This window comes from Novosphingobium oxfordense (assembly GCF_044029435.1).
GTDB lineage: Bacteria > Pseudomonadota > Alphaproteobacteria > Sphingomonadales > Sphingomonadaceae > Novosphingobium.
The window spans coordinates 2,131,642-2,149,006 of the sequence record NZ_CP147005.1; the positions used below are offsets into that span (position 1 = coordinate 2,131,642).

At 66.4% G+C, this 17,365-nt stretch carries 17 protein-coding genes; 7 read left to right on the forward strand and 10 right to left on the reverse strand.

Annotation, left to right across the window (positions count from 1 at the left end):
- The first annotated feature begins 186 nt into the window (after positions 1–186).
- The 3 genes from WBP07_RS09920 to WBP07_RS09930 all read left to right on the forward strand — a co-directional run bounded on the left by WBP07_RS09920 (position 187) and on the right by WBP07_RS09930 (position 3,844).
- Positions 187–2,319, forward strand: coding sequence for a putative bifunctional diguanylate cyclase/phosphodiesterase (locus WBP07_RS09920; RefSeq protein ID WP_395390870.1), 2,133 nt, complete (start codon positions 187–189; stop codon positions 2,317–2,319).
- Positions 2,320–2,405: 86 nt separating this feature from the next.
- On the forward strand, positions 2,406–3,335 hold the full coding sequence (locus WBP07_RS09925; RefSeq protein WP_395390871.1) for a 1-phosphofructokinase family hexose kinase: 930 nt from the start codon (positions 2,406–2,408) through the stop codon (positions 3,333–3,335).
- A 98-nt stretch (positions 3,336–3,433) separates the two neighbouring features.
- Positions 3,434–3,844: an acyl-CoA thioesterase gene (locus WBP07_RS09930; RefSeq protein WP_395390872.1), complete on the forward strand. Its 411-nt coding sequence runs from the start codon at positions 3,434–3,436 to the stop codon at positions 3,842–3,844.
- A 205-nt stretch (positions 3,845–4,049) separates the two neighbouring features.
- Here WBP07_RS09930 and WBP07_RS09935 read toward each other — a convergent pair whose 3' ends face one another.
- Complete coding sequence (locus WBP07_RS09935) at positions 4,050–4,709, reverse strand: TetR/AcrR family transcriptional regulator (protein ID WP_395390873.1); 660 nt, start codon at positions 4,707–4,709, stop codon at positions 4,050–4,052.
- Between the two features lie 164 nt (positions 4,710–4,873).
- On the opposite strand from WBP07_RS09935, the gene WBP07_RS09940 reads away from it, so the two are divergent.
- The 4 genes from WBP07_RS09940 to WBP07_RS09955 all read left to right on the forward strand — a co-directional run bounded on the left by WBP07_RS09940 (position 4,874) and on the right by WBP07_RS09955 (position 10,480).
- Positions 4,874–5,200, forward strand: a complete 327-nt coding sequence (locus tag WBP07_RS09940) for a 2Fe-2S iron-sulfur cluster-binding protein (RefSeq protein WP_395390875.1) — start codon at positions 4,874–4,876, stop codon at positions 5,198–5,200.
- Between the two features lie 23 nt (positions 5,201–5,223).
- The gene (locus tag WBP07_RS09945; RefSeq protein WP_395390876.1) at positions 5,224–6,483 is read left to right on the forward strand and encodes a cytochrome P450; all 1,260 of its coding nucleotides are present in this window, start codon (positions 5,224–5,226) and stop codon (positions 6,481–6,483) included.
- A 1,021-nt stretch (positions 6,484–7,504) separates the two neighbouring features.
- Complete coding sequence (locus tag WBP07_RS09950; RefSeq protein ID WP_395395765.1) at positions 7,505–9,109, forward strand: FAD-dependent oxidoreductase; 1,605 nt, start codon at positions 7,505–7,507, stop codon at positions 9,107–9,109.
- A gap of 33 nt (positions 9,110–9,142) precedes the next feature.
- On the forward strand, positions 9,143–10,480 hold the full coding sequence (locus WBP07_RS09955) for an MATE family efflux transporter (RefSeq protein WP_395390877.1): 1,338 nt from the start codon (positions 9,143–9,145) through the stop codon (positions 10,478–10,480).
- Here WBP07_RS09955 and WBP07_RS09960 read toward each other — a convergent pair.
- Genes WBP07_RS09960 through WBP07_RS10000 form a run of 9 tightly spaced genes read right to left on the reverse strand, consistent with a single transcriptional unit; the run spans position 10,467 to position 17,209 of the window.
- Positions 10,467–11,069 carry a DUF938 domain-containing protein gene (locus WBP07_RS09960; RefSeq protein ID WP_395390878.1) on the reverse strand — a complete coding sequence of 201 codons (603 nt, stop codon included), beginning with the start codon at positions 11,067–11,069 and terminating at the stop codon, positions 10,467–10,469. The genes WBP07_RS09955 and WBP07_RS09960 overlap by 14 nt on opposite strands.
- A gap of 41 nt (positions 11,070–11,110) precedes the next feature.
- The gene (locus WBP07_RS09965) at positions 11,111–11,458 is read right to left on the reverse strand and encodes a hypothetical protein (protein ID WP_395390879.1); all 348 of its coding nucleotides are present in this window, start codon (positions 11,456–11,458) and stop codon (positions 11,111–11,113) included.
- Positions 11,455–11,925: a chemotaxis protein CheW gene (locus tag WBP07_RS09970; RefSeq protein WP_395390880.1), complete on the reverse strand. Its 471-nt coding sequence runs from the start codon at positions 11,923–11,925 to the stop codon at positions 11,455–11,457. Before WBP07_RS09970 ends, WBP07_RS09965 begins: the two co-directional genes overlap by 4 nt.
- A 13-nt stretch (positions 11,926–11,938) precedes the next feature.
- Positions 11,939–12,310, reverse strand: a complete 372-nt coding sequence (locus WBP07_RS09975) for a response regulator (RefSeq protein WP_395390882.1) — start codon at positions 12,308–12,310, stop codon at positions 11,939–11,941.
- Between the two features lie 17 nt (positions 12,311–12,327).
- The gene (locus WBP07_RS09980) at positions 12,328–12,912 is read right to left on the reverse strand and encodes a chemotaxis protein CheD (RefSeq protein WP_395390883.1); all 585 of its coding nucleotides are present in this window, start codon (positions 12,910–12,912) and stop codon (positions 12,328–12,330) included.
- A 4-nt stretch (positions 12,913–12,916) separates the two neighbouring features.
- Positions 12,917–13,945, reverse strand: a complete 1,029-nt coding sequence (cheB, locus tag WBP07_RS09985; RefSeq protein ID WP_395390884.1) for a chemotaxis-specific protein-glutamate methyltransferase CheB — start codon at positions 13,943–13,945, stop codon at positions 12,917–12,919.
- Positions 13,942–14,811: a CheR family methyltransferase gene (locus tag WBP07_RS09990; RefSeq protein ID WP_395390885.1), complete on the reverse strand. Its 870-nt coding sequence runs from the start codon at positions 14,809–14,811 to the stop codon at positions 13,942–13,944. The genes cheB and WBP07_RS09990 overlap by 4 nt, the downstream gene beginning before the upstream one ends.
- Positions 14,808–16,952, reverse strand: coding sequence for a chemotaxis protein CheA (locus WBP07_RS09995; RefSeq protein WP_395390886.1), 2,145 nt, complete (start codon positions 16,950–16,952; stop codon positions 14,808–14,810). The genes WBP07_RS09990 and WBP07_RS09995 overlap by 4 nt, the downstream gene beginning before the upstream one ends.
- Positions 16,949–17,209, reverse strand: a complete 261-nt coding sequence (locus WBP07_RS10000; RefSeq protein WP_395390887.1) for an STAS domain-containing protein — start codon at positions 17,207–17,209, stop codon at positions 16,949–16,951. Before WBP07_RS10000 ends, WBP07_RS09995 begins: the two co-directional genes overlap by 4 nt.
- Positions 17,210–17,365: the final 156 nt, after the last annotated feature.

Consider the following 17,365-nt stretch of genomic DNA (forward strand, 5'->3'; position numbering starts at 1 on the left):
GGCGCGTTTAGCCGCCCCTCAAGCGGGAGGTCGCTAGCGGATGGCTGTAGCCCGCGCAGCGCCGGCGATTCACGGCCCGCCGCACGCGTTCCGGGCTCATGAAAGCGCCGCTCGACTCGTCGCAGGTACATTGACAAGAAAATTAACGGCTTGCCTATATCCCCAGCTGCCAGCTTTGGGGGCACCATGTTGATTCCTGGGGACGAATTCAAAGGCGAAATTAACCAACCGGGCGGCGAAACGGCCGATCCGTCGGTTGCAGACGCACACGAATCGCTCGCGGCCGCCCTGGCAGCGGCGTCCCGCGCCGAACACCTGCTGCGCGAAGCCATCGAAGCGCTGCCGCAAGGCATCGTCATCCTCGACGAGGATGACCGCTATGTGCTGTGGAATCGCCGGTACGAGGAAATCTACTGCCGCTCCGCCGACCTGCTGAAACGCGGCGAAAAGCTGGGAGACACCCTGCGTATCGGTGTGGCCCGGGGGGATTATCCGGAATCGCAGGGGCGCGAGGAGGAATGGCTGGCGGAACGCGTTGCCAAGCTGCGCCAGACCGGCAGCCGCCACGAACAGCGGCTGGCCGACGGCCGCCACATCCTGATCGAGGAACGCAAGACCGACAGCGGCGGCACCATCGGCATCCGGGTAGACATCACCGACATCAAGCAGCGCGAGGAAGCGTTCCGCCTGCTGTTCGAACAGAACCCGCTGGCCATGCTGGTCTACGATTCGTCCACCGGGCAGGTCCGCTCCGCCAACGACGCCGCCTGCCGCCTGTTCGGCTATCCGGCAGACCTGATCGCCGGGATCGAGGCCGAACGCCTGTTTCCCGTCGCCGACCGCGACGCCGCGTTGCAGATGCTCGCCACCGATTGCCCGGAAGGTGATTCGTGCTGGCGCCTCGTCCGGCGCGATGGCGCCACGGTGGAGGCCATGGTCTCCACCCGCCTCTCGCAGTTCGAGGGTGACGAAGTGACGATCGCCTCGATCGTCGACGTGACCGAGCGCCGCCGGATCGAACAGCGCATGGCACACATGGCGCGGCACGACGAGCTGACCGGCCTCGCCAACCGCGCGCATTGCCGCGAATATCTGAGCCAGGTGCTGGAACACGCCTCCCCGGCGGACACGGTAACGCTGGCCTTCGTCGACCTCGATCACTTCAAGGCGGTGAACGACACTTACGGCCACCATTACGGCGACATGCTGCTGACCGACGCGGCCCGGCGCATGCGCGAACTGATTCCGCCGGGCGCGCTGCTCTGCCGCATCGGGGGGGACGAGTTTGCGATCATCTTCCGCCGCTCCAGCCAGACGCAGGCGGAACTGGTCTCCAAGTCGATCATCACTGCGCTGAGCGAACCGTTCTTCGTGCACGGCAACATGCTGCACATCGGCGCCACCATCGGCTTTTCCAGCGCGCCTTACGACACCACCGATCCGCAGACCCTGCTCCGCTATGCCGACCTTGCGCTCTACGCCGCCAAGGGCGAGCGGCGCGGTTCGTGCCGGGGCTTCGAAGCGCGGATGGACGAGGCCGCGCAGGCCAAGAGCCGGCTTGAGAAGGACTTGCGCAAGGCCGTGCAGGAAGGCGGGCTGGAGGTTCACTACCAGCCGCTGGTCAACCTGGAGACCGGCGAGATCGAATGCTGCGAAGCGCTGCTGCGCTGGGATCATCGCGATCGCGGGCTGGTCTCCCCCGAAGTGTTCATCCCGCTGGCGGAGGAACTGGGCCTGATCGATCAGGTCGGCCGCTTCGTGCTCAATTCGGCCTGCCGGGAAGCGATGAAATGGCCGCAGCAAGTGCGCCTGTCGGTCAATGTCTCCCCGCTGCAATTCCGTAACGGCAACCTGCTGAGCACGGTGATCAACGCGCTTTCGGCCTCCGGCCTTTCGGCGGAGCGGTTGGAGCTGGAAATCACCGAGGCAGTGCTGATGGAGCGCGGGCCCCGCCCCGCCGCGATCATCCGCAACTTGCGCGCCTTCGGCATCGGCATCTCGCTGGACGATTTCGGCACGGGCTATTCCTCGCTCAGCTACTTGCTCAATTACCCTTTCACCAAGATCAAGATCGACAAGTCGTTCATCCTCAACCTCCAGCGCGAAGCCAATTCGCGCGCGGTGATCCGCGCCGTGATCGGCCTGGGCCGGAGCCTGGGCGTGGCCGTCGTCGCCGAAGGGATCGAGCGCGAGATGGAGCGCGAGTACTTGCGCACCGAAGGCTGCACGCAGGGCCAGGGCTTCCTGTTCGGCCGCCCCGGCCCCGCCGGCACCATCACTTTCGAAACCCGCAGCACGGGCAGCCGCGACGCGGCTTGACGCCTCTTCGCGATGGCGGGCATGATTCCCCGCAGATCGCACGCCAGCAACCGGCACTCCCCTCCCCCCTTCACGGAGCCGCCTCGATGAAGAACATCGCCACGCTGACCATGAACCCGACGATCGACGTGTCCTACGACGTCGGCAAGGTTCGCCACACGCACAAGATGCGCACCGACAACGAGCACTATGCGCCCGGCGGCGGCGGCATCAACGTGGCGCGGGTCTTCGTGCGCCTGGGCGGCAATGCGCGCAGCTACTACCTTTCCGGCGGGGCGACCGGGCCGGCGCTCGACGGGCTGGTGGACCTGCACCAGCTTGTCCGCACGCGGATCGAGATCAAGGGCCCCACCCGCATCGCCGCCGATATCCTGGAGCACGATACCAGCAAGGAATACCGCTTCACCCCCGCCGGCCCGCACGTGAGCGAGGCGGAGTGGACCCACGCGCTGGAAGTGCTGGCGGAGGCCGATTGCGATATCATGGTGATGAGCGGATCGCTGCCCCCGGGCGTACCCACCGACTTCTACGCCCGCGTCACCCGCCTGCTGCGGCCCAAGGGGATCGAGATCGTGCTGGATACGTCCGGCGCCGCGCTGGCGGCAGGGATCGAGCAAGGCGAACTACTGCTGGTGAAGCCAAGCCATGGTGAACTGGCGCAATATTCCGGTCGCTCCCTCGACAGCCACGATGCGATCGGCAAAGCGGCAATGGCGATCGTGGAGGCTGGCAAGGCGCGCCTCGTCGCCGTCACCATGGGCCACGAAGGCGCTTTGCTGGCCCATGCCGAAGGCACGACGTTCCTGCCCGCGCTGAAGATCGAGGCGGCCAGCGCCGTGGGCGCGGGCGATAGCTTCGTGGCCGCCATGGTCCACGCACTGTGCCGGGGGGACGACGATCTCACCGCGTTCCGCATCGGCGTTGCCGCCGGCTCCGCCGCGGTACTGCGCGCGGGGACGGACTTGGCCCGTCCTGCCGATATCGAGCGCATGCTGGGCATGGCGGAACCGGCCTGACGCGGGAAAATTGCGCGATTTGCAGAGGTTGGTGAAAACCGCGAACGTCGATCCAAAGGCGCTATCTACCGCTGCACGCAAGTGGTATTGACGTATACGTGAACTACGCGATTCCCCACCGCTTCCCGATCGGCATCGATCCTGAAGACATCGACTTCATGGGTCATGTCAACAATGCCAGCTACCTGAAATGGGTGCAGGCGGCCGTGCTCGATCACTGGCGTGCGCTGGCTCCCACGGAGGCGATCGCCCAGCACTTGTGGGTCGCGATCAAGCACGAGATTACCTATCGCAAGCCCGCTTTCCTGGAGGACGACGTGATCGCCACCGTCCTTCTGGAAAAGGTGCAAGGCGCGCGGGCCTTCTACGAAACCGTGATCCGGCGCGGCGAGGAAGTGCTGGCCGAAGTCAAGTCGAGCTGGTGCTGCCTGGATGCCGATACGCTGCGCCCGGCCCGTCTGGCGCGTGACGTGATCCAGCAGTTCTTTTCGGTGGAACAGGCCGAATAAGCGGTTCGCTTCGGCGGGCGTACGCTTGCCCACCCCGCTGCGGCTAGGTTCGCCTTCGGCTCACCAAGCCTCGCTGCCCTCCCGCTTGCGGGAGGGCGTAACAACGCCGCCCTCTAAGCCTTGAGCTGTCATCCTCTCCCGCAAGCGGAAGGACTGGGCAGCTTGCTGTCTAGTTGCAGCGGGGTAGGCAAAGCGCAGCGCCCGACTAAACCGCAATCGCCCTAAGACAAAACGACCAGATCGCCTCCGCGAGCACTTCCCGCTCCACCCGGTCCGGCGCGCGGCCTTCCTCCTCCAGCAGCAGCGTGTGCACCGTGGTCGAGACGAGGTTGTAGATCAGCCGCGCCTGAAGCGACGGATCGGCCCTGCGGAATACGCCCGCCTCCATCCCCTGAGCGATATAGCCCGACATCAGGTCCAGCAGCGGCTCCAGCGCCGCCTTCAATTCGGCGGGACGTTGCTGCGCCAGCCGCAAGTGCTCCCGGCTGAGCGCGGCGCTGCGCAAGTGCGCTCCGCCGACCGGCATCTGCCCCAGTTGCGCCTGGCCCAGGACGATGCCGCGCACCACGCCTTCCAACGCCTCGGCAGGGCCGGCGGCATCGGTGGTCATCGCCCGAAACTGGTGCGCAGCAGCGCGCAGCGTGGCGTCGAACACCGCCAGCACCAAATCGTCCTTACCCTGAAATCGCTCGTAGAACGCCCGGCGCGCCAGCCCAGTGCGCGCCAGCACGGCGCGGATAGTCAGCCCTTCCAGCCCCGCCTCGTCGAGCAGTTCGTGCGCCGCCGCGATCAGCCGGCGGGTGCGATCCTGCTCGGCATCGCCGACGGCCGCGGGCAGGATCGGGCTCAGGTTCGTGGTGGCCATCGGGGAAGGGTTATCGTCTCTCCGCCCCACGGTCCAGTCCCGCCCCCAACCGCCCACTCCCGCGCGCCGGTTGACCAAGATTGACTCCGCCGGGCCCTTCGCGCTACAAAACTGAGAACAGCGTTCTCAAAGCGACGCGACAGACAGGAATTCAGGAGAGCAAGATGCCCAAGGTCACTTATGTCGACCATTCCGGCCACGCGACGACGGTGGACGTGGAAACCGGCGAAAACGTCATGCGCGGAGCCCTTTACAACGGGATCGACGGAATCACCGGCGAATGCGGCGGCGGCCTCTCCTGCGCCACCTGCCACTGCTACGTCGATGACGAATGGACCGATGCAGTGGGCGGCCCCGCCTCCCAGGCCGAGGAAGAACTGCTGGAATCCGCAGCGGACGAAGTGAAGACCACCAGCCGCCTGTCGTGCCAGATGGTCATGACCGAGGCGCTGGACGGGCTGGTCGTCCACCTGCCCGAGCATCAGTTCTAAGCGCGGCGAGAGGGAGAGAAACGATGCCGATCGACGCCGCAAACCCCGTTCCGCCCAGCTTCCCCCGCCATGTCGGGATGGACCAGGTTCCCGACCATGTGCCGGCCGAACTGGTCCGCCAGGTAGGGCTGACTTTCGGGCCGGATTTCCTTGCCTCGCCGCACGATTTCATGGCGGCGCTGCACGAAAAGCAGCCGCCGATCTATTACGACGTCAGCCCCATGGGCAACATGTGGCACCTCACCAAGCATGAGGATGCCCTGTTCGGCCTGCGCCATCCGGAAGTGTTCTCGAACGAAGGCGCCACGCCCTTCCCGCGCGATCCGAACGACTATTTCTACTTCATCCCGATCGAGATCGATCCGCCGCATCACCGCAAGTACCGCAATATCGTCGATCCGGTGTTCAGCCCGCAGGGCGTGCTCAAGCTGGAAAAGCTGATCCGCGAGCGTGCGAACGCCCTGATCGACGAGATCGAGGCCAAGGTCGCCGCCGGCGGCACCTGCGAATTTACCGAGGATTTCGGCCGCCCGCTGCCGGTGGCCGTGTTCTTGGACATCATGGGCCTGCCGCAGGACATGCGCGATACTTTCGTTTCCTGGGCGATGGACCTGCTCCATTCGAACGACCGCGCGATCATGGGCGGGGCGATGCGTAACATCACCGCCTATCTGAAGGAAGCGATCGCCGAGAAGCAGGCCAATCCGGACGACGGCGTGGTCAGCCTGATCGCCCATGCCCAGCCGGGCGGCGTGCCGATGTCCGAAAAGGAGATCTTCGGCTTCGTCTGCTTCCTGTTCATCGCCGGGCTGGACACCGTGTTCGCCACGCTGAACAACATCTGGGCCTGGCTGGCCGAGAACCCGGAAAAGCGGCAGGAGATCATCGACCGCCCGCAGGACATCGACAAGATCGTAGAGGAACTGCTGCGCCGCTGGTCGGTCACCTTCTCCGGCCGCGTGCTCGACAAGGACCACGAGATGCGCGGCGTGCAGATGAAGAAGGGCGATCGCGTCACCTTCATCCTGCCGGCCTGTAACTTCGATCCGGACGTCTTCCCCGATCCGCTGACCGTCGATTTCGACCGTCCGCGCAAGACCATTCTGGCCTTCACCGTGGGCGTGCACAGTTGCATGGGCGGGCACCTGGCCCGACTGGAAGTGAAGATCGCGCTGCAGGAATGGCTGAAGCGCATCCCGAACTTCGAACTGAAGCCCGGCACCAAGATCGAGTACCGTCCGGGCGGCGTGATCGGGCCGGAGGAAGTGCCGCTGGTCTGGTAAGGCCGCTCAAGCAAGGTACAGCGATTTCCAGAGATCGACCGGGGGGCCGGGGCATTGCAGCCCCGCCCCCCCATTTCGTCAGGCGTTTCGTCAGGGCTCGCCTTAGCGATCCGGCGCCGATCCGGCTTGCCGATCCGGGACGGCAGCATCGGGACAGGGCGGCGGCGCAAGCTCCTTGACCGACTTGCGCCGCCGGGGCCAATCCGCGCCCCACGCGCGAATGCCCTGCCCCCTCCGGTCCACCGGGACCCGTGCGACCACGAAGGACCCTCCGGCGGAACTGGTTCGATTTGATCCTTTCGCCTGCTGCGCAACGCAGGCCGGCTTGCCCACCAATCGGCCATCGCGGTGCTCTGTCGCGAAGCGGAACAGGTCGGCCGGCTTGTCTCTCCTTGCCCGTCATCTTGCCCGTCATCGCGATCTGCCGGCCATTTTAAGAGCGGGACTATCTGAAGCCGGCCCTCAGGATCGCACCGGGCCAAGTCGATGCAAAGGCTCGATTGGTCCAAAATCGTGCAACTGCCCGGCCCGACAATCCGTGCTTTCCGTAAGGCTTGGGTCGCAAGGCCCCGGCGTTCGGAGGCTGGTTAACCGGACGGAAACGGAGGCGAATGGGCGAATACGCAGAGCTGGACGGCACAACATGCTGCAGCAATGTCACAGGGCAGCCCAGTTAATCGATCATGCAAATTCAGACTTTGCGAAACCGGAAAAATGTTTCAAGGTGCAAGGCGAAGGGCCGTTCTCGGCCTTGCCGGTGTTGGGAGAGAGCGCGCCGGGGAGAGTAAAAAACTCTCCGGCGCGCCGAAACCTTCGCAAGTGCAGCATTGATTTGGTAACGTGAATTGGCGCCCCTGTCCCGCAGAAAATGCGGACAGGGGCGTAATTCGTTGGGCCATCTTCCCGGCGATCTTTGCGCAAGTGCAGCATAAGTCGTATCGGATTGAAGCATAAGCGAAAGACGGCAAGTGATTCGCGGGCCTAAGAGGTTCGAATCGCCTGCTCAACGGACTTGGACGAGATGCCCGATATCGAGTGCGACGTGCTCATCGTCGGCAGCGGCATCGGCGGCCTTACCGCCGCAATCGCCGCACGCATGGCCGGCCTCGACACGCTGGTGATCGAACAGGATCTGCTTGTGGGCGGCCCCTCCTCGCTGTCCAGCGGGATGCTCTGGCTGCCCAACAGCCCGTTGCAGCGCCATGACCGCATACATGATTCGCGCGGCGAGGCGCTCGACTACCTCGCCAATTTCGTTGCCGAGGGCGATCCCGCGTCTACCTCTGACCGCCGCGCGGCCTTTGTCGACGGCGTGGCCCCTCTGGTGGCGCTGTACGATGCGCGCGGAATTCCGCTCCACCGGTGCGAGGACTATTCGGATCACTACGACACCCTGCCCGGCGGCCATGCGGAAGGGCGCGCGGTGGAAACCTCGCAAATCGATGCCGAACGGCTTGGCACCTGGCGGCGGCGCATCCGGCCGCAAAGCCTGCCGATCCCGGCCCGCGCATCGGAACTGGCGCGGCTAAACCGCATCGGCACGAGCTGGGAGGGCCGCCTCGGATCCGCCCGGCTGCGCTGGCGGCGCCTTGCGGGCAAAGTCCGCGCGCAGGAACTGTTCACTGCAGGGGCGGCGCTTCAGGCCCGCCTGCTGATGGCTGCGCTGGAACTCGGCGCCGAAATCCGCACGCGCGCGGCCTTGCTGGGCCTCGAAAGCGAACAGGGCCGGGTAACCGGCGCGATGATCGATTGCGAGAGCTGGCACCGCCGCGTCCGCGCGCGCCGCGGCGTCATCGTCGCCAGCGGCCGGGTCGCCCCCAATGCATCGCAGGGCAGCGAGGGCGACGGAGTGGGCGATGCCGTGGCCGCGATGACCGGGCTCGGCGCCGGCACTGCGTGGATGCACGCGGCCTGGCGCTTCGTCCGCCTTGCCTCCGACAGCGCGCCGCCGGCGGTGATCGTGCTGCCGGCATTGGCCAAGCCGCACCTTGTGCTGGTGGATGCGCAAGGAAATCGCTTCGTCAACGAAGCCGCGCCGCCGATGGAAGTGGCCCACGCCTGCCTCGCCCGCGAGGCAATGGCAGATGGCGCGCCCGCTGCATGGGCCATTCTGGATGCCCGCCACCGCACGCATTACCGCTTCGGTCCCTTGCCCGCTGGCCGTCTGATCCGCGAACGGCTGCATGACGGCACCGTGTTCAAGGCCGGCACCTTGGATGCGCTTGCCCAGCGATGCGGCATCGACGCCGCCGGCCTCCACGCGACGGTGGCGCGCTGGAACCTGCTGGCCGCTGAGGGCGAGGATGAGGATTTCGGCAAGGGCGCCTCTGCCTACAACCGCTATCACGGCGATCCGCGCCACCGGCCCAATCCCTGCATGGGCCCGATCTCCCGCCCGCCGTTCTTCGCGATCCCACTGCGCGCCGAAAGCCTGGGCACGTGCGGCGGCGTGCTGGTCGATGCCCATGCGCGCGTGCTGCGGACAGATCAGCAGCCGATACCGGGGCTCTACGCCATTGGCGGCTGTACTGCGCCGCTGTCCGGCCCCAACGACATCGCCCCCGGCTTCGCGGCGGGCGTGGGCGCGGTGTTCGGGATGATTGCCGTGCGCCACATGGTCGGATAGGCGGGCGGCTTCACTCTACCCGACAGGTCCTTCTTGCTCCGCATCTCCCGCCTCGACACTGCACAGGCACGCCTGCTCTGGTCCATCGCCCTGCCCGCGATGCTGACCAATCTGGCAACCGCACTGTTCGGCCTGGCCGACATGTGGGCGATCGGGCGCCTGGGCGACGCGCCGGCGCAAGGCGCGGTGGAACTGGGCGCCAAGTTCATGATGGCGCTGCTCAACGTCTTCAACTTCCTGCGCACCAGCACCGTGGCGCTGACCGCACAAGGCGCGGGACGCGGTGACGCCGACGCGCAGGCGGCCACCCTAGCCCGCGCGATGGCGGTGGCGCTGGGGATCGGCACGCTGCTGATTGCCGCCATGCCGCTGGCGATCCCGCTGGGGTTGGACCTGCTGGACGCCAAGGCGGCCGTGCGGGAGAGTGCACAGCACTACATCGCCATCCGCTATTGGGCCGTGCCGCTCTGGCTGGGCAATTGCGTGCTGGTGGGCTGGCTGATCGGGCAGCGACTGGTGCGCCATGTGCTGGTGGTGGAAGTGGCTGCCAACATCGTCCACATCGCGCTCGACCTGTTTCTGGTGCTGGTGATGCACTGGGGCGTTTCCGGCGTGGCGACGGCTACTTTGACAAGCGAAGGGTTCAAGTTCCTGGTCCTGGCCGCGATCGTGCTCAACCGCCCCGCAGCGCGCGCAGCCTTCGCGGCGATGCGCCAACGGGTAACATGGCGCCGTGCCGATCTTGCCGCGCTATTCGCACTCAATCGCGACCTGTTCCTGCGCACCCTGCTGCTGACGGCGGTGCTGCTGCTGTTCGCCCGCACCGGCGCGCAAGGCGGGCCGGTGACGCTGGCGGCCAACGGCATCCTGTTCCAGCTGTTCATGCTGGCGACGCTGATTCTGGACGGGTTCGAAAGCGCCGCGCAAGTGCTCTGCGGAGAGGCGCTGGGCGCGGGCGAGCGATCCCGCTTCAACGCCGCCGTCCGCTCCGCGCTGGTATGGGGCGGCGTGACGGCGCTGGTGCTGAGTCTGGGCTACGTCCTTGGCGGAGAGGCACTGGCCGCCCGCTTCAGCACCGACCCGGCAGTGATAGCCCGCGCCGCGCAGTTCGTGCCCTGGGTTATGGTGCTGCCGCTGGCCGGCTATGCATCCTATGTGCTGGACGGGGTGTTCGTCGGCGCCGGATGGACGCGGGCGATGCTGGGGACGATGGCCGTGTCCATGGCCCTCTACGGCGCGCTGATCTGGTTGCTCCACCCGCTCGGCAACGCCGGGCTGTGGACGGCCTTCGTGCTGTTCTTCGTAGCCCGCGCGGCCAGCCAGTTCGCCGTTCTTCCCCGCAAGGTGCGGGCGAGCTTCAGCGCTTCCTGAAAACGACCGTCAGGTTGTTCGCCGGCATCTCCACCACGCGGTCGAGATCGAAGCCCTGCCCGTCGGCTTCGCGCACAACGTCCTCCAGCAAACGCAGGCCCCATGCCGGATTGCGGAGCCTCAAGTCTTCGTCGAACGCGGCGTTGCTCGGCGCAGTCGCCTGACCTTCGCGGTGGTAAGGGCCGTAGAGCACCAGCGTCGCTCCGGAGGCAAGCAGGCGCCCTGCCCCCACCATCAGCCCCAATGTCGCGGCCCATGGGCTGATATGGATCATGTTGATGCAGACAACGGCATCCGCGTGCTCAACCGGCCAGTCGGGCGCAGCGGCGTCGAGTTCCAGCGGAGGCTTGAGATTGGGCACCGCTTCCGCCTCTCGCCACGCGGCAATGGACAGGCGCGCATCCGCGTCGGGGTCGCTCGGCTGCCAATTGAGGTGCGGCAGGCCGCGCGCGAAATGGACGGCGTGCTCTCCGGTGCCGCTGGCGATTTCCAGCACTGTGCCGGACCCAGGCAGCACATCGCGCAGCACATCGAGGATCGGATCACGGTTGCGGGCAGTGGCGGGTGCGATACGGCGGAGATCGAACATGCCGCAGGAGTTAGCGACGGCCTTTCACTCCCACAAGAACTTCACTCCCACAGGCCCAGCGCGTCCATCCCGTCCGGTTCCGGCGGATCGAGCGGCACTTCGCACAGCGTCTCACTGTCGTCTAGGAAACCGCAGAACCGCAAGTGCAACGCTTCTAGGTTGATCCGCCGCATCTCTGCCGCGCTGAACCCGGCCGCGACGATGGCCGCCAGCGCGCGCTGCTTCTGCGCGATCAGGTCTATCGCCTGAAGTTCGCGCACATGGCGCGCGGCAAAATCCTCGTCCCGGCAGAGCACTTCGCCCAGCGCCTCTATCTCCGCGCCGAGTTCGACCAGCACTTCGGCCATCGCCACGAACTTGGGGGCCAGGAATTTGGTCTCGTGGATCACGCCGCCAGCACCGGCACATCCGATGCGAACAGCGATTGCAGGTCGAGCACCATGACCATGCGGTCCTCGATCGCCACCAACCCTTCCAGGAACGGGATCACTTCGTCCCGGCCGGTGCTGGGCGGGGCCTGAAGAGCATCCGAATTGAGCGCGACGATGTCCGACACCGAATCGACGATCAGGCCCTGCGATTGCGTGTGCCCCTGATTTTGCGCCTGATTCTGGCCTTCCACCTGGCAGACGATGATCGCATGGCGCGGCGTCGCCTCGGTCGGCTTCCAGCCCAGCCGCGCCGCCAGGTCGATCACCGGCAGCACGGTGCCGCGCAGATTGACCACGCCCGCCACGAAATGCGGCACGCGCGGCATCGGCGTTACTGGGGTCCATGCCCGGATCTCGCGGATGGACATGATATCCAGCGCGAAGATCTGGCCGGCGACTTCGAAAGTGATCAGTTCGCGGTGCATGGCTTCAGCCCTCTCAATGCGCGACGCGGCGTACGGCCGCGACCAGCTTGTCCGTATCGAACGGCTTGACGATCCACCCGGTGGCCCCGGCGGCGCGGGCGCGGGCCTTCTTCTCGTCCGAACTCTCGGTGGTGAGGACAAGGATCGGCCGGTCGCGATGGCGGGTGCCGCCGCGCACTTGTTCGATCAGGCCGAACCCGTCGAGGCGCGGCATGTTGATGTCGGTAATGACGACATCCACCTCGTTCACCGCCAGCCATTCCAGCGCGGACATGCCATCGTCCGCCTGCGCGACGTCGAAGCCGTTGGTGGACAGCGCATGGTTGAGCAGCGCCCGCATCGAGGCGCTGTCGTCAACGGTAAGGATACGGGTGGTCTTGGACATCGAAAGCCTCGTTTCCTTCAGAACAGTTCGACTTCGCCGCGCTGGGCCAGTTGGGCTGGTGCCAGGCGGGCGGCGGGTTGAGCGATCGCCTCCGGCGCGTCGGACGCGGCGACGGTGCGGCAGCGCACCAGTCCGGAAGCGGGGCGGAAATCGACGCGGCGGGCACCGATGCCGCCAAGATCCTGCTTCACTAGCTCGATCCGCTCTCGTACCAGGAAGCCACGCGCGAATTCGGCATTGGCGGTGCCGATCTGCTGCATTCCCACGCGGATATTCGCGCCGCCGTACAAGTGTGCGCGCAGCCGATCCTTGCGCGCGCCATAGGACAGCATCTCGTTGATCAGCATCTCCATCAGGTAGACGCCGTAGTGCACGTCCACCTCGCCCCGCGAATGGCTGGCCGGTGGTTCTGAGAGTAGAAAGTGGTTCATCCCCCCCAGCTCCGCCACCGGATCGTAAAGGCAACTGGCGACGCAGGAGCCGAGTACGGTGCTCAGTTCCACGCGCGGCCCGGCGCTGACCTTGAACTGCCCTTGCAGCACTGTAAGGCGCACCGGTTCGCCGGTGCCGGATGGGCCGGTCTGTCCCGATGGCATGGTCATCGCGTCAGGCCGCCTTGTTGAATGCATGGCGCGCGATGCGCCCGATCGGGGCGACGACCCGCGCCGCGCCCAGCGAGATCGCCGCGCGCGGCATGCCGAACACGATGCAGGTCTGCTCATCCTGCGCGATGGTGTGTGCGCCCGCCTCGCTCATCGCCAGCAGGCCGCGCGCGCCGTCCTGCCCCATGCCGGTAAGCAGGATGCCCACCGCCGCCGGCCCCACCTGCTCCGCCACGGAGGCGAACAGCGCATCGACGCTGGGCACATGGCCGCTGACCGCCTGCCCGCGCCGCAGCCGGGCCAGCAGAGCGCTGCCGCCGCCACGCACCATCAGGTGATGATCGGCCGTGGCGGCCAGATAGACGTTGCCGGGCTGGAGCGGCATGTCGTGCGCCGCCACCTGCACCCGCGCCGGGCCGGCCTGATCCAGGGTATGGGCGATCGCCGGTGCAAAGCGCGGGTTCACATGCTGCACGATCAGCGTCGGCGGGCAGTCGGCGGGGAATTCGCGCAACAGCACTTGCAATGCCTCCACGCCCCCGGTCGAAGCGCCGATGGCGATCAGCCGCGTGTCGCGCCGGATGGAACGACGGCTTTCCTCCGCCATCACAGGCGCGGTCTTGGCCGGGGCACGGAACTTCACTTGCGCCGCATCACGGATCATTTCGGCCAGCTCGCCACCGTCCTGCAAGGCCAGCCTGCCGCTAAGGTCGTACTTCGAATAGCAGTTGACCGCCCCCAGCCCCAGCGCGCGGGCGGTAACGTCGTTCCCCTCATGCGTGGCACCGGAAACGATGATCACCGGCGTCGGCCGCAGGGTCATGATCTTTTCCAGGAAATCGAGGCCGTTCATCCCCGGCATCTCGATATCCAGCGTGACCACGTCGGGATCGAGCCGCTTGATCAGCGCGCGGCCCTCCGCCGCGTCGGACGCGGTGCCCACCACCTCGATATCGTCCTGCTCGCCCAGGCGGGACATCAGAATCGCCCGCATGGTGGGTGAATCGTCTACGATCAGAACCCGGATGCTCACGCCTCGTTCCTCTTGTAGATGGTGGGGCCGACCAGCCGCAGCATGGTGGCGGCAGGGCCGGTCACGCGTTCGGAATGGCCGATGTAGAGATAGCCGCCCGGCAGCAGGGCCTGCGCATAGCGGGCCACCAGCCGCTCGTTGGTGGGACCGTCGAAATAGATCATGACGTTGCGGCAGAAGATCACATCGAACCGGCCCTTCATCGGCCATTCGCCCAGCAGGTTCAGCTGGCGGAAGCGAACGATGGAGCGGGCCGGATCGGCCACCATCGTTTCTTCCCCCCGAGTGGTGGTCCACGCAGTGCGCAAGTCGGCCGGGACTGGCTGGAGGTCCTTGGTCGCATAAGTTGCCGCTTTCGCCTTGTCCAAGGCATGAGGGGCGATATCGCTGGCCAGCACCGCCAGATCCCGCCGGACCATGTCCAGCCCCTGCCCGCGATCGGGGCCCAGCAGGGTCATGACGATCGACCATGTCTCTTCACCGCTGGAACAGCCGGCCGACCACAACCGCGCCGGTTCCCGGGCCTGAAGCTTGCGTAATAAATGCGGGCGCACTTCGCTCTCCAGATGTTCGAAGTGGTGCGCTTCCCGATAGAAGAACGTGTGGTTGGTGGTGAGCGCGGCCACGGCACGGGCCAGTTCCGCCTCGTCTATCCGCATCAGTTCGATGTAGCGCCCGAAGCTGACCGATCCGGTGGAGCGCACCAGCGGGGCAAGGCGTGAATAGACCAGCATCGCCTTGCCCTGCGGCAGCACGATGCCCACCGTGTCGTAGACGATCTTCGACACCGCCGCGAAGTCGCGCGCGCTGTAGATGTCCGGGCTGATTCCCGGGATCGGTTCCATGGCAAGAGCGGGTGTGGTCACGCCGCATGTCTTTCGTGCCCGGATCGATCCTGGCCGGATCTATCGTGTGTTGGCCGGTCCTGCGGCGGCAATGCGCAGGCGACCAGACTGTCCACATCGACGATCAGCGCCACGCGCCCGTCGCCCAGGATCGTCGCGCCGGCCACGCCTTCCACCACGCGGAAGTTGGTCGCCAGGCTCTTGATCACGAACTGTCGCTGGTCCTGAATGCCATCCACCAGCAGCGCCGCCTGTCCGGCGCTTTCGGTGTCGACGACGACCAGCACGCCTTCCTCGGGCGAAGTCGCGCCCTGCGCAGACCCCAGTGCGTCCTTCAGCGCGATCACCGGAATGAAGCGCCCGCGCACATTCAGCATGGCCTGGCTGGAGCCGAGCCCCTGCACGGCCCCCTCCTCCGGCCGCAGGCTCTCCACCACATGGGCCAGCGGAACCACCAAGGTCTGGTCGCCCACATTGACGATCATGCCGTCGGAAATCGCGAGGGTCAGCGGCAGGGTCAGGATGAAGGTCGTGCCCTTGCCGGGCGTGCTTTCGATAGTGATGCGGCCGCCCAGGTCCTTCACGTTCTGGCGGACCACATCCATGCCCACGCCCCGGCCGGAGATGTTGGACACCACTTGCGCGGTGGAGAAGCCGGGGGCGAAGATCAGGTTGTCGATCTCCTCGGCGGAAAGCAGTGCATCGGCGCCGACGATGCCCTTTTCGATAGCCTTGGCGAGCACGCGTTCGCGGTTGATCCCGGCACCGTCATCCCCGATCGAGATCACGATGCGCCCCGAACGATGCTCGGCCGAAAGTGTCAGCGTGCCTTCGGGCGGCTTGCCGGCGGCGATGCGATCCTCGGCCGTCTCGATGCCATGGTCCACGGCGTTGCGGATCAGGTGGGTGAGCGGTTCGCCCAGCCGTTCGATCACCGTCTTGTCCAGCTCGGTGCTCTCTCCGAAGACGTCCAGCTTCACATGCTTGCCGGTGGTGGCGGCCAGATCGCGCAGGATGCGCGGCACCCGGCTGAACACGCTGCCGATCGGCTGTGCGCGGATCGACATCGCACTTTCCTGAATATCCCGCGTCAGGCTTTCGAGCAGCGACAGTTCCTCGGTGGCGGTCACCCCCGCCCCTTCCAGCCGCTGGTCAAGCATGGCCTGCGCGATCACCAGTTCGCCCACAAGGTCGATCAGCCGGTCCAGCTTGAACAGGTCGATGCGGATCGACTGGGCGGCTGCTGCGGGGGCCTGCGTCGGGGCGGCGATCACGGGCGGCGCAACCGGCGGCGATGCGGACGCCGCTTCCGGCTTGGCGGGCGTGCTGGCGGGTTCGGGCGCCAGCATGGAAAGTTCGACGAGGGGAATGCCCTCATCCTTACCGAAAGCCAGCGCGCAATCGTCACCGATGAAATCGAAGATGTCGCGCACCGCGTCCTCGGCAACGTCAGAGGGCATCGAAAACGTCCAGCCGAGATAGCCTTCCGACACCACCAGACCGTCGAGCGGCGGCACCGGCGCAGCGTCGCAGCGTTCGACCTGCCCGCCCAGCGCCTGAATTTCGCGCAGCATCAGCAGCGGCTCGCTGCCGTTGCGCATGGCACCCGCACGCGGGCGCAAATGGACGTTCCAGCGCTTGTCCTCAACAACCGCTGTGTCGAAACCGCCGGTAAGATCGTCCAGCAGGGCATCGAGGTCGAGCCCGAAATCGTCGGCTCCGTCGGACGCCGGTTCGGGCTCGGGTTCAGGCTCTGCAACGGCGGCATGCGCGGAACCGGCCCCGCCAACCGCCATGGCCGCTTCCATCTCGGCTATCAGCGCCGCATCGGGTGGCGGCGCGCCGCCTTCGCGCGCGGCCTCGACATGGTCGGACAGGGTATCGAGCGCGCGCAGCAGCAGGTCCACCAGCTTGGGCTCGATCGCCACCAACCCCTCGCGCACGTCGGACAGCAGCGTCTCGAACGTATGCGTATAGGCCTGAAGCGCGATGTATCCGAAGGCCCCGGCGCCGCCCTTGATCGAATGGACGCCGCGAAACACGGCGTTCACGGTATCGGCATCCTGCGTGCCTGCGCGGCAGGCGGCCAGGCCCGCTTCGGCAGCGGCAAGCGATTCCTCGCACTCGACGAAGAAGATCTGCTGGATTTCCTCGGGGCTCACAGCGCGGGATCCTCGAACAGTTCGGTAATCAGGCCGGTCAGCCGCGCCGCTTCCTCCAGCGCGGGCGACGCGGCAATCCGCGCCCCTCCCCCGCTGCGCCGGGCGGAAACCAGCAATTGCAGCACCGCCTGCCCGACATGGGCAACGCCGGTGCCGTCGATCTGCGTCGGCGAATCGCCCACGGCAGCCACGAGTTCAGGCCAGAGCGCTTCGGCGGCGGCCCGGTCGCAGCGCGCCGGCAAAGTGATGCTGGACATGGCGTTCTCCGTTTTGAATTGGCCCCGTTTCCGCCCCGGAAGGCGCAGTGAACGGCCTGTCCTATCCACGGTGATGCCAACACGGAGTTTGCCGCAAACTCAGGCGATGCCCGTAGGGCGGCGAAGGGAATTGGTCGCGAGGCAGGCGCTATCGGG

Bases quoted from the DNA above. Each gene is read 5' to 3' on its own strand.
- WBP07_RS09925 (WP_395390871.1), top strand. From the start codon at position 2,406: ATGAAGAACATCGCCACGCTGACCATGAACCCGACGATCGACGTGTCC.
- WBP07_RS09940 (WP_395390875.1), top strand. From the start codon at position 4,874: ATGCCCAAGGTCACTTATGTCGACCATTCCGGCCACGCGACGACGGTG.
- WBP07_RS09935 (WP_395390873.1), bottom strand. From the start codon at position 4,709: ATGGCCACCACGAACCTGAGCCCGATCCTGCCCGCGGCCGTCGGCGAT.
- WBP07_RS10000 (WP_395390887.1), bottom strand. From the start codon at position 17,209: ATGTCCAGCATCACTTTGCCGGCGCGCTGCGACCGGGCCGCCGCCGAA.
- WBP07_RS09960 (WP_395390878.1), bottom strand. From the start codon at position 11,069: ATGTTCGATCTCCGCCGTATCGCACCCGCCACTGCCCGCAACCGTGAT.
- WBP07_RS09950 (WP_395395765.1), top strand. From the start codon at position 7,505: ATGCCCGATATCGAGTGCGACGTGCTCATCGTCGGCAGCGGCATCGGC.
- WBP07_RS09980 (WP_395390883.1), bottom strand. From the start codon at position 12,912: ATGACCATGCCATCGGGACAGACCGGCCCATCCGGCACCGGCGAACCG.
- WBP07_RS09970 (WP_395390880.1), bottom strand. From the start codon at position 11,925: ATGCACCGCGAACTGATCACTTTCGAAGTCGCCGGCCAGATCTTCGCG.
- WBP07_RS09975 (WP_395390882.1), bottom strand. From the start codon at position 12,310: ATGTCCAAGACCACCCGTATCCTTACCGTTGACGACAGCGCCTCGATG.
- WBP07_RS09920 (WP_395390870.1), top strand. From the start codon at position 187: ATGTTGATTCCTGGGGACGAATTCAAAGGCGAAATTAACCAACCGGGC.
- WBP07_RS09945 (WP_395390876.1), top strand. From the start codon at position 5,224: ATGCCGATCGACGCCGCAAACCCCGTTCCGCCCAGCTTCCCCCGCCAT.